The following is a 14,508-nucleotide window of genomic DNA, read 5'->3' on the forward strand; positions in this document are numbered from 1 at the left end:
TCGGTGCGGTCGTCGACGGTCACGTGCTCTCCGGGGTCGGGCGTGCGCGGGGGTCGCCCGCGGGATGACCCATCATCGGCCCCGCCCCGGGGGCGCGCACCCGCGCGACCCCGTCGCCCGCGGGCGGCAGGGTGACGACGGCCCGCAGGCCGCCGGCGGGCGCCGTCCCGAGGACCACGTCGCCGCCGAGCTCGCGCGCCACCTCCCGGGCGATCGCCAGCCCCAGACCGGTGCCGCCCGCGTCGCGCTCGCGCGCGTCGTCGAGCCGCACGAACCGGGCGAAGACGCGCTCGCGGTCCGCGGCGGGGATGCCCGGACCGTCGTCGTCGACGACGGCGCGTCCGTCGGCGACCGTCACCTCGACGTGCGTCGCGGCGTGCCGCGCCGCGTTCACGACGAGGTTGCGCAGCACGCGCCGCACGCCGTCCGGCGTGCCGAGCGCCGAGCCCGTGCCCGTCACCACCACCCGCACGCCGCGCTCCTGCGCCACGGGCGCGGCCGACGACGCCGCCTCCGCCGCCACCTCCGCCAGGTCGACCGGTCCGCGCGGCACCGGGGCCGCACCGACGCGCGCGAGCACGAGCAGGTCGTCGACCAGCGCCTGCATGCGTGCGACCTCGGGCTCGAGGTCGGCCAGGAGGTCCGCGAGCGGGTAGGCGGCCGGGTGCGCCCGGGCGACCTCCACGGCGGCGCGCGCGGCGGCGACCGGGGACCGCAGCTCGTGGGCGGCGTCCGCGACGAAGGTGCGCTGCCGCGCCGCCGAGGCCTCGAGCCGGTCGAGCATCGCGTTGAGGGTCCGGGCCAGCGCGGCCAGCTCGTCGTCGGCGGCCGGGACGGGCAGCGAGCCCGGGCCGCCCGCGAGCGCGACCCGGTCGGCGGCGGCGCGCAGGTCCTCGACGGGCGCGAGGGCCCGGCCGAGCAGCGTGCGCACGAGCAGCGCGACGCCGAGCGTGAGCACCGGGACGACGAGCAGCAGCGCCAGCCGCAGCGCGTCGAGCACACCGCGCACCTCGTCCAGCGGGACGCTCGCGACGACCGTGGCGGGCGCGCCGTCGAGCGTGACGGGGAGCAGCGCGACGCGGGCGTGCGCGTCGTACGCGCTGGCCTCGGTGCTGCGCACCAGCACCGCGTCGGCCGCGTCGCGCCGCCACGCGGCGAGGGTCGGCGGGTCGAGGACCGGCAGGGTCCGGCTCGCCGTCGCCGACGAGGCGACGACGCCGCCGTCCGCGTCGAGCACCTGCGCGACCTCACCCGGCTCGGCCACCGGCAGCGGGTCGGGCACGCGGTCGTCCGCGACGAGCGCGGCGACGGTGGCGGCACGGGCGCGCACGACCTCGTCGAGCGCGGCGACCCGGCTGGCCCCGAGCACGCCCGACAGGGCCAGGGCGCCGGCGACGAGCGCGACCGCGACGACGCCCGTCGCGAGCAGCGTGAGCCGGTCGGGCAGGGACAGGGCCCGCCGGGGACGCGCGGACCCGCTCACGCCCCCGGTGCCACGGCGGCGACCGCGCCGATCCGGTAGCCCGCGCCGCGCACGGTCGTCACGGCGTCCTTGCCGAGCTTGCGGCGCAGGTACCCCACGTACACCTCGACGACGTTGGGGTCCTCGCCCCCGGTGTCGAAGACGTGGTCGAGCAGCTCGAGCTTGCCGACGACGCGGTCGCCGTGCCGCAGCAGGTACTCCAGCAGGGCCGTCTCGCGCACCGTCAGCTCGACGGCCCGGTCCCCGCGCGTGACCTCGCGCGTCGCGGGGTCGAGCGTGAGGTCGCCGGCGCGCAGCACGGCGGGGCGGGGGGCGACCGGGCGGCGCACGAGCGCCCGCAGGCGCGCCACGAGCACGACGAACGAGAACGGCTTCGTCAGGTAGTCGTCGGCGCCCACGTCGAGACCGTCCGCGACGTCGTGCTCGCCGTCCTTGGCGGACAGCATGAGCACCGGCGTCCACACCTCGCGCTCGCGCAGCGTCGTGACGACGTCGTACCCGTGCCGGCGGGGCAGCATGACGTCGACGACGAGGACGTCGTACTCCCCGTCGGTGGCCATCGCCAGGCCCGTCTCGCCGTCGTGCGCGACGTCGACCGTGAAGCCCTCGGCGGCCAGCCCGCGGCGCAGCGCGCGCGTCAGCCCGACCTCGTCGTCCACCACGAGAACCCGCACCCCGGCAGCATCCCACCGCGGCGGCCGGCGGGCCCGCGAGCGCCGCGCACGCCTCTCAGGGGCCCCTCAGTGCCACCGGGCCAGGGTGGGTGCCATGGACACCACCGCACCCGTGCCCGGCGCCGCACCCACGGACGCCGGCTCCCCCGCCCCCGTGCGCCGGCACCGCGCGCGGTGGGCCGTCCCGGCGGCCGCGGTCGTCGCGGTCGGCGCCGCGTTCACCGCGCCGCCGCTGCTCGCGACCGCCGACACCGCCGGCCTGCCGGACGTGACGGCGCAGGAGCTGGTCACGCGCGTGCTCGAGGCCGAGCCCCAGGCGCTGTCCGGCACGGTCGTGCACACGGCCCGGCTCGGGCTGCCCGACCTCTCGCTGGCCGAGGTGGGCGGGGCCGACCCGATCGGGCTGCTCGGCGGCTCGTCGACGCTGCGCGTGTGGACCGACGGCGAGCAGCGCTCGCGCGTGTCGCTGCTCGGCCAGGCGTCGGAGTACTCCGTCGTGGCCGACGGCCCCGAGGCGTGGACGTACTCGTCGGCGGACGACGAGGTCGTGCACTACGCGCTCGCGGACGCGGACCGCGCGCGGCTGGACGCGCTCGCCGCGCAGCACGCGGCGAGCCCGGACGTCGCGGGCGACCTGCCCACGCCCGAGGAGCTGGGCCGCGCGGCGCTCGCGCGGGCGGAGCAGCACGCCACGGTCGGTGTCGACGCCGCCACGACCGTCGCCGGCCGCGACGCCTACCAGGTGGTCGTGACCCCGCGCGGTGCGGACACCCTCGTGGGGCGCGTCGTCGTCGCGGTCGACACCGCGACGTGGACGCCGCTGCGGGTGCAGGTGTGGAGCAGCGACGACGCGGCGACGCCCGCGCTCGAGGTCGGGTTCACCGACGTGACGTTCGCGGCGCCGTCCGACCAGGTGCTGTCGTTCTCGCCGCCGCCCGGCGCGGACGTGCGCGAGGTCCTCGTGCCGCTGCCCGACGCACCGCCCGCCGCGCCCGCGGACGCCGCCGACGCGCAGGCGCTCGCCGAGGCCCTCGAGGACCCGACGGCCGAGCCGCCCCTGCCCGAGGGCGTCACGGTGACGGGCGACGGGTGGGACGCGGTCGTGCAGGTCGCCGGCGTGGACGTCGCGGGCCTGCTGGCCGCCGATCCGGCGGCGGTCGCCGGGCTCGCGGTGCCGGACAAGACGTTCGGCTCGGCGGGCGCGCAGGAGCTGTACGAGCAGTTCGTGCCGCGCGACGGCGAGGGCCCGCTGCCCGACCTGGACCAGCAGGCGCTGTACGACCAGCTGACGACGCCCGTCGAGGGCGGCCGCCTCCTGGAGTCGACCCTGCTGTCCGTGCTCGTGCTCGACGACGGGCGCGTGCTCGCCGGCGCGGTGCCCGCGCAGACCCTGCTCGACCTCGCCGGCTGAGGCCGGCGTGGTCGCCACGGGCAGGACCGACGCGCCCGGCGCGCGTCCCGCGGTGCCGCGGGGGCAGGCTGGTGCGGTGATGCGCACCGACGAGCCCCCGCGGCCCGCCGTGCCGCGGGCCGGCGCCGCGACGGCGCCCGCCGTCGCCACCCGGGGACTGACGAAGCGGTTCGCGACCGGGCAGGTCGCCGTCGACGCGCTCGACCTGCACGTGCCGCGCGGTGCGGTGTTCGGCTTCCTCGGCCCGAACGGGTCGGGCAAGACCACGACGATCCGCATGCTGCTGGGGCTGGTGCGTCCCACCGCGGGCACGGTGCACCTGCTCGGCGAGCCCATGCCGGACGCCGGCGCGCGGGTGCTGCCCCGGGTCGGCGCGCTCGTCGAGGGCCCCGCGTTCCACCCCTACCTGTCCGGGCGCGCGAACCTCGGCCGGGTCGACGCGGCGGACGCGACGACGGACCCGCGCACCCGCACCCGACGGGTGGACGACGCGCTGGAGCGCGTGGGCCTGACCGCCGCACGGGACAAGCGCTACCGCCAGTACTCGCTCGGCATGAAGCAGCGGCTCGGCCTGGCGGCGGCGCTGCTGCGTCCCCGGGACCTGCTGGTGCTGGACGAGCCGACGAACGGCCTGGACCCCCAGGGCACCCGCGAGGTGCGCCACCTGGTGCGCGAGCTCGCCGACGGCGGCGCGACCGTCCTCGTGTCCTCGCACCTGCTCAGCGAGATCGAGCAGGTGTGCACGCACGTCGGGATCATGGGCCGTGGCCGGCTGCTGCTGCAGGGGCCGCGCGCGGACCTGACGGCACGGCGCGGCGTGCACGTGGTGGTCCGCACCACGCCGGCCTGCGTCGAGGCGGGGGTCGCCGAGCTGCGCCGCCTGGGCCTGCCGGACGCGCGCCTCGACGCCCACGCCCCCGCCCCGGCCGACGAGCCGACGCTCGTCGCGGGCCTGCCGGACGACGCACCGCCGCCGCACGAGGTCGCGGCCGCGCTCGTGCGTGCCGGGGTGGACCTCGTCGCGTTCGACGTGCGCCGCCCGTCGCTCGAGGAGGTCTTCGTGGAGCTGACCGGGGAGGGCTTCGATGTCGCCCGCTGAGACGGCGACCGCCGCCGCGCCGCCGCCGGGGTCGCCCACCGCACCGGACGACGCCGCCCCGCGCCGCGGCGCGCTGGGCCGCCTGCTGCGCTCCGAGCTGGGCCTGGTGCTCGGGCGACGGCGCAACGTCGTGCTGCTCGTCGGGCTCGCCCTCGTGCCCGTGCTGCTCGGGCTCGTCCTGTTCCTCACGCAGGACACGGCGCTGGCCGGGCAGGGGCCGCCGTTCGTCACGCGCGTGACGGGCAACGGCCTGTTCCTCGTCGTCGCGTCGCTGTTCCTGTGCCTGCCGTTCCTGCTGCCGCTGACCATCGGCATCACGGCGGGCGACGCCGTGGCGGGCGAAGCGGCCGCCGGCACCCTGCGGTACCTGCTGGTCGTGCCCGTCGCGCGCGGCCGGCTGCTGCTCGTCAAGGCGGTCGCGGCGCTGGCGTTCGCGGCCGCGGCGGTGCTCGCGATCGCGCTCGTGGGCCTCGTCGTCGGGGCCGTGCTGTTCGGGCTCGGGGACCTCACGCTGCTGTCGGGCGACACGATCCCGCTGGCGGCCGGCGTGCTGCGGGTCGCGGGCGTCGTCGCGTACGTCGGGCTGTCGATGACGGGGCTGGTCGCGGTGGGGCTGTTCTTCTCGACGCTGACCGAGGTGCCGGTCGGCGCGATGGCGGCGACCGTCGTCGTGGCGGTCGTCTCGAGCGTGCTCGGGCAGCTGCCGCAGCTGGCGGCGATCCACCCGTTCCTGCTCACGACGCACTGGTTCGACTTCGCCGAGATGCTGCGCGTCCAGCCGGACGTGGGCGTGCTCGCCGAGGGCCTGGGCGTGCAGGCGGCGTGGGTCGCGGTGTTCGGCTCCCTCGCCTGGGCCCGGTTCACGACCGCGGACGTCTCGTCCTGAGGACGACGTCCGCCCGCGCGGACGCCCGCGCCCGGGTGCCAGACTCGCCCCCATGACGATCTTCGGACCGGCCGTCGACCGACCGGACGGCCTGACCTACGCCGTCGTGCTCACGCGCGCCGACCGGGACGCGGTCGTCGCCGCCCTGACGGCGGAGCGCTTCAGCGGCTGGGTCGGCCCGGCCGAGGACGGCTGGGTGGTCGCCGTGCCGGAGGCGCCCCTCGGGCACGTCGCGGCGCGCCGCCAGCACGTCGAGGACCTCACCGTGACGCTGGCGGCCGCCCTCGCCGGCCCGGTGGTCACCGTGCTCGTCACGCGGGACGAGCTCATGGAGCTGTGGGCGTGGGACGGGCCGCAGGAGCTCGTCGCGTACGTGTCGGACCCCGCCAAGGCCGACCCCGACGACGAGACGGCCATGTGGTCGGGCCCGCGCGGGGCGCACGCGGCGCCGGCGCTCGCCGCCCTCTCCGGGCGGCCCGACGCGGCGGACGACGTCCGCGAGCTGCTCGGCGAGGAGCTGGGCGAGTCCGAGCAGGAGTCCGAGCGGCTCATGGCGCTCGCCCGCCTGCTCGGCTGGCCGGAGTGGCTCGTCGCCGTGGACTCGCTGCCGCGGCGCGTGCCCGGCGGTCCGGACGCGTCGGCGTTCCTGCGTCTGCGGGTGGGGCGCACGGGGCCGGCGGGCGTGCTCGCGGCGCGGGCCGCGCGCGTGGTCCGCCGCGACGCCTGACCCCCTGCGGCGGTTGGGCGCACGGCGTCCGACGCGGCAGGCTGGGCCCGTGACCGTCACCCGGGACGACGCCCGCCTGCGTGAGCTCGTGCTGCTGCGCCGCGTGCGGGACCGGATCGACCGCGACTACGCCCAGCCGCTGGACGTCGAGGCGCTCGCGCGCGACGTGCACCTGTCGGCCGGGCACCTGAGCCGGCGCTTCCGCGCGGTGTACGGCGAGTCGCCCTACAGCTACCTCATGACGCGGCGCATCGAGCGGGCCATGACGCTGCTGCGCCGCGGCGACCTGTCCGTCACGGACGTGTGCTTCGCCGTCGGCTGCTCGTCCCTCGGCACGTTCAGCACCCGCTTCTCCGAGCTCGTGGGGATGTCGCCGAGCGCCTACCGGCGGCGCGCCGCCGACGACGGGCGCGGGCTCCTCCCGTGCGTCGCGAAGCAGGTGATGCGACCGGTCAGGAATCGAGAAGCGCCCCGCACCGGTGGGTCCCTAGCGTGAGCGGCATGGACCTCACCATCCACTCCGCCTTCCTGCCCGTCGAGGACCCGGACGAGTCGCTCGCGTTCTACCGCGACGTCCTCGGCTTCGAGGTCCGCCTCGACGTCGGCCACGGGACGATGCGCTGGATCACCGTCGGCCCACCGTCGCAGCCGCAGACGTCGATCGTCCTCTACCCGCCGTCGGCGATGCCCGGCCTCACGGACGACGAGCGGCGCACCCTGGCCGAGCTCATGGCCAAGGGCAGCTACGCGTCGATCGTGCTCGGCACCTCCGACCTCGACGCGACGTTCGCGCGCATGGAGGAGGCCGGCGCCGAGGTCCTGCAGGAGCCGGTCGACCAGCCGTACGGGCTGCGCGACTGCGCCTTCCGCGACCCGGCGGGGAACATGATCCGCATCAACCAGCTCGCCTGACGCGGCGGCGCGGGCGGCTACGGCTCGACGACGAACCCGCGGTCCCCGGCGGGCGGCTCCTCAATCACGTCCGCCGAGGCGACCGACGCCCCGGACGGCCCGTGCGCGCACCACGAGACCAGCGCGTCCACGGCGTCCGGGGCGCCCTCCGCCACGGCCTCGACCGACCCGTCCGCGCGGTTGGCGACCCAGCCGCGCACGCCGAGGCGCTCGGCCTCGCGCGCGCACGACCAGCGGAACCCGACGCCCTGCACGACGCCGCGCACCCGCACGCGCACCCGCCGGACGTCGCTCACGCCGCGCCCTCGCGCTCGGCGCGCAGCGCCGCCACCACCGCGCCGGCCGCGTCGTGGGCGGGCCAGCGCGGGGCCGGCACGGCCCGCGCGGCCGTGCCGGGCGCGGCAGCCGCCGCGGGCGACGGCGCGGCGACGCGGTGCACGACGAGCACGGTGTCGTCGGCGGAGCCCTCGGGCGCCATCCGGGCCAGCAGCTCGTCCGCGAGCGCGTCCGGGGAGGCGTCGACGGGCAGGTCCGCGAGCACCGTGGCGAGCAGGTCGAGCCGCTCGCGCAGACCGGCACCCCGGCGCTCCAGCAGCCCGTCGGTGCACAGCACGAGCACGTCGCCCGCGTCGACGGGCACCACGGCCTGCGGCCGGGGCCCCGCCGGCACCGTCAGCGGGCGTCCGCGTCCGCCCGCGAGCCACGTCACGGTGCGGTCGGCGTGCAGGACGACCCCGGGCGGGTGCCCGGCCGAGGAGTACGTGAACGTCCCGGCGTCGGGGTCCACCACGCCGCACAGCACGGTCGCCATCTCGGCCCCGGGCAGCGTGCGCGCGAACGCGTCCAGCCCGTCCAGGACGTCGGCCGGCCGGGCGGTGCGCAGGAGCAGCGCCCGCGCCGCGCTGCGCAGCTGCCCCATGCGGGACGCCGCCTCCAGGCCGTGACCGACGCAGTCGCCGACGACGATCCCGAGCGGGCCGCCGTGCGGGCCGTCGTGCGCACCGTCGAGCGGGCCGTCGTGCCACCCGTCGTGCCCGGCGTCCTCCGCGTCCGGTCCCCCGCCCAGCTCGACCACGTCGTACCAGTCGCCCCCGACGGTGAGGTCGCGCACCGCGGGCACGTACCGCGTCGCGACGTCCTCCCGTGCGACCTGCGGCTCGAGCATCGCGTGCTGCAGCACGTCCGAGACGCGCGTGACGGCGGCGACCTGCCGCTCGAGCCGCAGCGCGGACGTGACCGCCGCCGTGATCGTGTCCGCGACCACGCGGGCGAAGGCACGCGTCTGGTCGTCCACCGGTCGCAGCGGGCTCAGCCGCAGCACGACCGCCCCGGTGCGGCGGTCGGTCTCCGTGAGGCGGATCGGCAGCACCAGGACGTGCCCGTCCTCGACGACCCGCCCCGCCGCGACCGCCTCGGCCACCAGCGGGCGCGCCGCGCCGGCCGGCGTGGCGGAGGCGCCGACGACCTCCACCTCCCCCGGCCGTCCGAGGTGCACCTGCACCGCCACGACGTCCGGCCCGCCGTCCAGCAGCGCGACCGCGGCCGTCACGACCCCCGCGACCGTGCTCGGCGCGCCCTGCAGCGTGCGCGACAGCTCGGCCAGCAGCCGCACCCGGCGCTGCTCCACGACGAGGTGCGTGGTGTCGCTCGCGATGTCGAGCAGGCCCGCGACGCGCCCCTGCGCGTCGCGCAGCGGGCTGTACGAGTACGTGAAGAACGTCTCCTCGTCGAAGCCCGAGCGGTGCATGACGAGCCGCTGGTCCGCCACCCACGTCGGCCGCCCGTGGTCGAGGACCTCCCGCAGGAGCGGCGCGATGTCGTCCCACACCTCGGGCCAGACCTGCGCGAGCGGGGCACCCATGGCGGACGGGTGCTTGCGGGTGCCGAGGATCTCCCGGTAGCCGTCGTTGTAGAGCATCGTCAGCGCCGGCCCCCACGTGACCAGCACGGGGAAGCGCGTGCTCAGGCACAGCTCGACGGCCGCCCGCAGCCCCGCGGGCCACGTCGCCGGCGCACCGAGCGGCGTCGCCGTCCAGTCGGTCGCGCGCACGAGCTCGCCCATCGGGTCGCGCGCGGTGGCGCGCAGGAACCAGGGCGATCGCACGTCAGGACCCTAACCAAGGCGGGGACGCGGCGCCCGTGACGTCGCCCGGACGCCGCGGCACGCCGCCCCGGTGGCGCACCGGCCGCGCCCCACCGTCGGGACCGGCAGGATGGCGGGGTGAGCGTCTCCGGCACCGACCAGCCCCGCGTCCTGCGCAGCGCCCTGCTCGTCGACTTCGACAACGTGTACATCGGCCTCAAGCGGCTGGACCCGGCGGCGGCGGAGGCGTTCGCGACGAACCCCGGCCACTGGCTCGCGGAGCTCGCGCAGGGCGCCGACACCGACGGCGAGGTCACCCGCCGCTTCCTGGTGCGTGCGTGCTACCTCAACCCCTCCGTGTACGCCCGCTACCGGCCCAACTTCACCCGCGCCGGGTTCCGCGTCGTGGACTGCCCGTCGCTGACCCAGCAGGGCAAGAGCAGCGCCGACATCAACCTCGTGCTCGACGCGGTGGACGCGCTGGCCGCGCCCACGCGGTACGACGAGTTCGTCATCGTCTCCGCCGACGCCGACTTCACGCCCCTCGCCCAGCGCTGCCGCGCCGACGACCGTCGCGTCACGATCATCACCGCGAGCCCGGCCGCGAGCGCGTACCGGTCGGTCGCCGACGGCGTCGTCGGGGCCGACGCGCTGGCGGACCTCGTCACGCAGACCGCCTCGGCACTCGACGCCGAGGGGGCGGCCTCACCGTCCGGGACGGCCCCCGAGGTGCCCGCGCAGCGCACGCCGGCCCGGGACGAGGACGCCGCCCCGGTGCCGCCCGAACCCGCGCCGACGCCCGCCGCCGGCGACGCCACGTCGTCGGGTGCGCAGCCGGCCGTCGAGGGGGCGCGCCCGGCCGCGGCGCCGGTGACGGGGCCCACGGAGTCGCGCGCACGGCGGGCGGTCCGACGGCACGTGCGCACGGCGGACCGGCCCGTGCCGATGGGCGCGGTGGCGCAGGTCGCCCTCACCGCGGACCCGTCGCTGTCGTCGACGCAGTGGGGCGGCGCGGGCGGCTTCACGGCCTGGCTCGCCCGCTCGCTGCCCGACCTCGCGGTGTCGACGCGGCCGCCGGGCCACGTGTGGGACCCGCGCCGCTTCGGCGAGGCGGACCTGCCGGGGGCGGTCGCGGACACGGACCCGACGGAGCTGCAGAAGCAGGTCATCGCGGTGACGGACACGCCGGGGCTGAGCCAGGAGCACTACCGCGTGCTGCTCGAGCGGCTCGCCGGCGACCTGGCCGAGCACCCGTTCGAGCGCGTGGGCACGTCGCGCCGCGTGCACGAGGCGTGCCAGCAGGCGGGTGCGAAGGTGGGCCGCTCGACCGTGAACTTCGTCGTGTCGGGCGTGCTGTACACGGGCCTGTCGCTGTCCGAGCCGCGCACCGCGCGCGAGCTGGCGTCCGCGTGGGCGGACAACGTGATCGGGCTGTGCCGAGGTGCGCGCATGGAGCTGACGAGCGGTGACGCGCAGGCCATCCGCACGTGGGTCGGCGGGGGCCTCGCGGACTCCTGAGCACCGCCCGGGCGCGACGCGGGCGTGCGGCGCGCCCGCCGCAGGCGCCGCCCCCGTGGCGGATCGGTCGGGCAGCGGGCAGCGGACGGCCCGGCCGCCCCGCGGGGCGACCGGGCCGTGGGACGGACGAGGGCGGGTCAGGCGACGGCGGGAGCGGCCGCCGGCTGCGCGGCGGCGGGGCCGCGGTAGGTGCTGCCGTCGAGCCACAGGACGTACAGGAAGATCAGCGGCAGCAGCACGAGGCCCACCGTGAAGCCCGGGCCGTGCCCGAACGACTTCGACACGTCGTTCCACAGGACGATGAGCACGACGACGTTGACGACCGGCACCAGCAGGAGCAGGAACCACCACAGCGGGCGGCCCGCGATCTTGAGCAGGACGAACGTGTTGAGGATCGGCACGAAGCCCTGCCAGCCGGGCTCGCCGGCCTTGCGGAAGACGCCGGCCGTGGGCAGGCCGGCGATCACGATCCCGAAGATCGCGGCGACGACGGTGCCGACGAGGGTGCCGATCGCGACGGCCGGGTCCGCCGACGTGGTGGTGAGTGCGGTGAGCATGGCGCGAACCGTAGCGGGGTGCGTGTCCCGTTCGTGCCGTTTGTCCAGGAACGCCCCCCGAACGGCGCAACGTCAGTCGAGAAAGCCCTCGACGAGTGCGGCGAGCTCGTGCGGGTGACGCACGGGCAGCAGGTGGCCCGCTCGGGGCACGACGGCCGTGCGGGCACCGGGGATCGCCCCGGCGATCAGCGCCGTGTGCTCCGGACGCACCAGGTCCCGCTCCCCGACCACCACGAGCACGGGCACCGCGACGCGCGCCAGGGCGGCGGGGTCGATGCGCGGGTGCTCGGTCATCAGGGCGGTGCGCTCGGCGGCCGCGCGCAGCGCGGGCACCGCCTCGGCGAGCGCACGCTGGACGCGGTGCGCGGCCCGTGCGCTGCGCAGGAAGCCGGGCGTCATCCCCTCGGGGAACAGGTTCGCGCCCACCACGACCAGCCGCCCGACCAGCTCGGGGCGGCGCAGCACCAGCTCGAGCGCGACGTTGCCGCCGTCGCTGAAGCCGACCACGTCGACCGCCCGCAGACCCAGCGCGTCCAGCACCGTCGCGACGTCGTCGGCCATCGAGGCGGTCGTCAGCGGCCCGTCGCCGCGCGGGGAGCGGCCGTGCCCCCGCGAGTCCACGCCGACCAGGGTGCGCCCGGGCCCGAGCAGCGGCACGAGCCGGTCGAACACGTGGTGGTCCTCGCCGTTGCCGTGCAGCAGCACGAGCGGACGGCCGCGACCGTGCGTGACCACCCACAGCGGGCCCACCCGCCCGCCCGGTGCGGCCAGCCCGGCGAGCGCGGCGGCAGCCGCTGCGGGGGCCGCGTCGGGGCGGAGGCGGACGCGGCGTCGTCGGGCGCGCTCATCCCGGCAGGCTAGCCCCGGTGCCCGGACCGGCCCACCCGCTCAGGCGAGCGCGTCGGCCAGCAGCCGCAGCGTCTGCTCGCGCGAGGGCGTGCGGTCGGCCGGGGTGCCGCGCACGGCACCCGTGACCGGCTGCACCATGAGCTCGTCGGTGCCGAGCCGCGCCGCGAGCGCGCGCACCTGGTCGGCGGCGGAGGCCGGGTCGCCGACGATCCACGACGCGCTCAGCGCCGCGAGCAGCTCGTCGGCCGCCGCGGGCAGCGGGTTCTCCTCCGCGTCCTCGACGAGCTCCTGCGGGGCGAGGGTCTGCCCGGCGCGCAGCCGCCACATCGTGCGCAGCTGCGGCAGGGCGAGGCGGCGGGCCTCCTGCTCGGTCGCGGCCACGGCGACGTTCGCGACCGCGATCGTGCGCGGCTCGGCCAGCTCCTCGGACGGCACGAACGTGCGGCGGTAGAGCGAGACCGCCTCGTCGGTGCCGCGGCCGGCGAAGTGGTGCGCGAACACGTACGGCAGACCGAGGCGTCCGGCGAGCTGCGCGGAGTACGACGACGAGCCGAGCAGCCACAGCTGCGGCGCGGACGTCGCCCGCGGCGTCGCGAGCAGCGGGTAGGTGCTGGAGCCGACGCGCACCTCGACGCCCTGCGGGCGCACGAGCGCACGCAGCGTCGCGACGTCGTCGTCGAACGTGTCGACGCCGTCGGCCGACTGCCCCCGGCGCAGCAGGTGGCTCGTCACCGGGTCGGACCCCGGTGCCCGGCCGATGCCGACGTCGACCCGCCCGGGGTACGCGGCCTCGAGGAGGGCCACCTGCTCGGCGACCACCAGCGGCGAGTGGTTGGGCAGCATGACCCCGCCCGAGCCGACGCGGACCCGCGTGGTCGCGGCCGCGACCATGCTCATGAGCAGCGGCGGGTTCGTGGCCGCGACCGCCGGCATGTTGTGGTGCTCGGCCACCCAGTAGCGCACGGCTCCCACCTCGTCCGCGACGCGGGCGAGCGCGAGCGACGCGGCCACGGCGTCGGCCGTGCTCTGGTCGGTACGGACGGGGACGAGGTCGAGCACGGAGAGCGCGGTCACACCGGTGCCAACCGCGTCCGGCGGGCCGGGCATTCCGCGAGGTGGGTCACGCCCGCTCGAGCAGCGCCAGCACCTCGTAGTGCCCGGTGTGCGGGAACATGTCGAGCACCTGGGCCCGGCGCGGGCGCAGCGACGGCATCGCGGCCAGGTCGCGCGCGAGCGACGCGGCGTTGCAGGACGAGTACAGGACCCGCCCCACGCCCGAGTCCTCGAGCCAGTGCGCGAGCGGGCCGCCCAGCCCGCGCCGCGGCGGGTTGACGACGACGAGGTCGGGCACCTGCGGCGCGGCGAGCGCGAAGGCGGTCGCGTCACCGGCGAGGAAGCGGGTGCCGGGCAGCCCTGCCTCCCGGGCGGACTGCTCGGCGCTGGCCACGGCCTCCGCGCTCGCCTCGACGCCCACGACGGTGCGTCCCGGGCGTGCCAGGTGCAGCGCGAAGCCGCCCACGCCGCAGTACAGGTCCCACGCGGAGGCCGGGTCCACCTCGTCCGCCCACGCCGCGGCCTGCCGGTACAGCGCAGCGGCGACGTCGGTGTTCGTCTGGAAGAAGCTGCGCGGGCGCAGGTGCAGGTCCAGCCCGTTGACGCGCATGCGCAGGGTCGCACGCTCGGTGAGGACCTCCTCGCGCTCGCCCTCGAGCACGGCCGCGTGCGCGGGCTGGACGTTGACGGAGGCGACGGCGAGCGCGGGCAGCTGCTCGCGCAGCCACGGCAGGTGCTTGCGCACGCGCGCGAGCGCCTCGGTGCTGCGCAGCACGAACCGGACCATGAGCTCGCCGTCCGGGCTCGCCGTGACCAGCAGGTGCTTGAGCTCGCCGCGGCGCGCGGGGACGTCGTAGGGCGTCAGGCCCGCGCGCGTGACGAACGCCGCGAGCGGCGCGAAGGCCGCCTGCAGGTGCGGCGGGTACAGCGGGCAGTCCTGCAGGTCGACGCCCAGGCCGTGCGCGTCGAGGATGCCCAGCGTCGGTGCGTCGGCCGTGCCCGCGACGACCATCTTCGCCTTGTTGCGGAAGCCGGCCTCGACGCTCGTCACCGGCGGCAGCCACGCCACGCCCGCCGGGTCGCCGAGCGCCTCCCGGACGTGGCGCTCCTTGTCGGCGACCTGCCCCGGGTACGCCTGCGTCAGGAGCGTGCACGAGGCGCACACGCCCGCGTCGAGGTAGGCGCAGCGCATCCGTCCAGGGTAGGCGCGGCGGACGGCGGACCCCCCGCGGCTCCGGTGTGACGGTGCGCGCACG

15 protein-coding genes are annotated in these 14,508 nt (G+C 77.4%); 7 read left to right on the top strand and 8 right to left on the bottom strand.

Annotated elements, in window-relative coordinates; all coding sequences use genetic code 11:
* Positions 1-19: 19 nt before the first annotated feature.
* Positions 20-1,483, bottom strand: coding sequence for a cell wall metabolism sensor histidine kinase WalK (locus GC089_RS12020; protein ID WP_155377860.1), 1,464 nt, complete (start codon positions 1,481-1,483; stop codon positions 20-22).
* Entirely contained in the window at positions 1,480-2,157 is a 678-nt protein-coding gene (locus GC089_RS12025) for a response regulator transcription factor (RefSeq protein ID WP_155377861.1), read from the bottom strand. The genes GC089_RS12020 and GC089_RS12025 overlap by 4 nt, the downstream gene beginning before the upstream one ends.
* A 94-nt stretch (positions 2,158-2,251) precedes the next feature.
* Here GC089_RS12025 and GC089_RS12030 point away from each other — a divergent pair, with 94 nt between their 5' ends.
* The 6 genes from GC089_RS12030 to GC089_RS12055 all read left to right on the top strand — a co-directional run bounded on the left by GC089_RS12030 (position 2,252) and on the right by GC089_RS12055 (position 7,192).
* Positions 2,252-3,568, top strand: a complete 1,317-nt coding sequence (locus GC089_RS12030) for a hypothetical protein (RefSeq protein WP_155377862.1) — start codon at positions 2,252-2,254, stop codon at positions 3,566-3,568.
* Between the two features lie 79 nt (positions 3,569-3,647).
* Positions 3,648-4,667 (top strand): ABC transporter ATP-binding protein, encoded by a 1,020-nt coding sequence (locus tag GC089_RS12035; protein ID WP_155379195.1) that lies wholly within the window; start codon positions 3,648-3,650, stop codon positions 4,665-4,667.
* Complete coding sequence (locus GC089_RS12040; protein ID WP_155377863.1) at positions 4,654-5,553, top strand: ABC transporter permease subunit; 900 nt, start codon at positions 4,654-4,656, stop codon at positions 5,551-5,553. The genes GC089_RS12035 and GC089_RS12040 overlap by 14 nt, the downstream gene beginning before the upstream one ends.
* Positions 5,554-5,605: 52 nt before the next feature.
* On the top strand, positions 5,606-6,280 hold the full coding sequence (locus tag GC089_RS12045) for a hypothetical protein (RefSeq protein WP_155377864.1): 675 nt from the start codon (positions 5,606-5,608) through the stop codon (positions 6,278-6,280).
* Positions 6,281-6,329: 49 nt separating this feature from the next.
* Complete coding sequence (locus GC089_RS12050; protein ID WP_155377865.1) at positions 6,330-6,776, top strand: helix-turn-helix transcriptional regulator; 447 nt, start codon at positions 6,330-6,332, stop codon at positions 6,774-6,776.
* Positions 6,777-6,781: 5 nt separating this feature from the next.
* A complete protein-coding gene (locus tag GC089_RS12055; RefSeq protein WP_155377866.1) occupies positions 6,782-7,192 on the top strand; it encodes a VOC family protein in 411 nt (136 codons plus the stop codon).
* Between the two features lie 17 nt (positions 7,193-7,209).
* Here GC089_RS12055 and GC089_RS12060 read toward each other — a convergent pair whose 3' ends face one another.
* Together GC089_RS12060 and GC089_RS12065 are read right to left on the bottom strand one after the other, a co-directional pair.
* Complete coding sequence (locus GC089_RS12060; RefSeq protein WP_155377867.1) at positions 7,210-7,488, bottom strand: acylphosphatase; 279 nt, start codon at positions 7,486-7,488, stop codon at positions 7,210-7,212.
* Positions 7,485-9,296, bottom strand: coding sequence for a SpoIIE family protein phosphatase (locus tag GC089_RS12065; RefSeq protein ID WP_155377868.1), 1,812 nt, complete (start codon positions 9,294-9,296; stop codon positions 7,485-7,487). The genes GC089_RS12060 and GC089_RS12065 overlap by 4 nt, the downstream gene beginning before the upstream one ends.
* A gap of 117 nt (positions 9,297-9,413) precedes the next feature.
* On the opposite strand from GC089_RS12065, the gene GC089_RS18460 reads away from it, so the two are divergent.
* A complete protein-coding gene (locus GC089_RS18460) occupies positions 9,414-10,793 on the top strand; it encodes an NYN domain-containing protein (protein WP_196250692.1) in 1,380 nt (459 codons plus the stop codon).
* A gap of 137 nt (positions 10,794-10,930) precedes the next feature.
* On the opposite strand, the gene GC089_RS12075 is transcribed toward GC089_RS18460, so the two are convergent.
* From GC089_RS12075 to rlmC, 4 genes are all read right to left on the bottom strand, one after another.
* Positions 10,931-11,350: a DUF5684 domain-containing protein gene (locus tag GC089_RS12075; RefSeq protein ID WP_230684775.1), complete on the bottom strand. Its 420-nt coding sequence runs from the start codon at positions 11,348-11,350 to the stop codon at positions 10,931-10,933.
* A 72-nt stretch (positions 11,351-11,422) separates the two neighbouring features.
* Entirely contained in the window at positions 11,423-12,085 is a 663-nt protein-coding gene (locus GC089_RS12080) for an alpha/beta fold hydrolase (protein WP_196250693.1), read from the bottom strand.
* 153 nt (positions 12,086-12,238) lie between these two features.
* Positions 12,239-13,273, bottom strand: coding sequence for an LLM class flavin-dependent oxidoreductase (locus GC089_RS12085; RefSeq protein ID WP_370513996.1), 1,035 nt, complete (start codon positions 13,271-13,273; stop codon positions 12,239-12,241).
* A 46-nt stretch (positions 13,274-13,319) separates the two neighbouring features.
* Entirely contained in the window at positions 13,320-14,444 is a 1,125-nt protein-coding gene (gene rlmC, locus GC089_RS12090; protein ID WP_155377871.1) for a 23S rRNA (uracil(747)-C(5))-methyltransferase RlmC, read from the bottom strand.
* Between the last annotated feature and the right edge of the window lie 64 nt (positions 14,445-14,508).

The organism is Cellulomonas sp. JZ18 (genome assembly GCF_009720485.1).
Taxonomy (GTDB): domain Bacteria; phylum Actinomycetota; class Actinomycetes; order Actinomycetales; family Cellulomonadaceae; genus Cellulomonas.

Bases quoted from the DNA above. Each gene is read 5' to 3' on its own strand.
- GC089_RS12030 (WP_155377862.1), top strand. From the start codon at position 2,252: ATGGACACCACCGCACCCGTGCCCGGCGCCGCACCCACGGACGCCGGC.
- GC089_RS12035 (WP_155379195.1), top strand. From the start codon at position 3,648: ATGCGCACCGACGAGCCCCCGCGGCCCGCCGTGCCGCGGGCCGGCGCC.
- GC089_RS12040 (WP_155377863.1), top strand. From the start codon at position 4,654: ATGTCGCCCGCTGAGACGGCGACCGCCGCCGCGCCGCCGCCGGGGTCG.
- GC089_RS12045 (WP_155377864.1), top strand. From the start codon at position 5,606: ATGACGATCTTCGGACCGGCCGTCGACCGACCGGACGGCCTGACCTAC.
- GC089_RS12055 (WP_155377866.1), top strand. From the start codon at position 6,782: ATGGACCTCACCATCCACTCCGCCTTCCTGCCCGTCGAGGACCCGGAC.
- GC089_RS12075 (WP_230684775.1), bottom strand. From the start codon at position 11,350: ATGCTCACCGCACTCACCACCACGTCGGCGGACCCGGCCGTCGCGATC.
- rlmC (WP_155377871.1), bottom strand. From the start codon at position 14,444: ATGCGCTGCGCCTACCTCGACGCGGGCGTGTGCGCCTCGTGCACGCTC.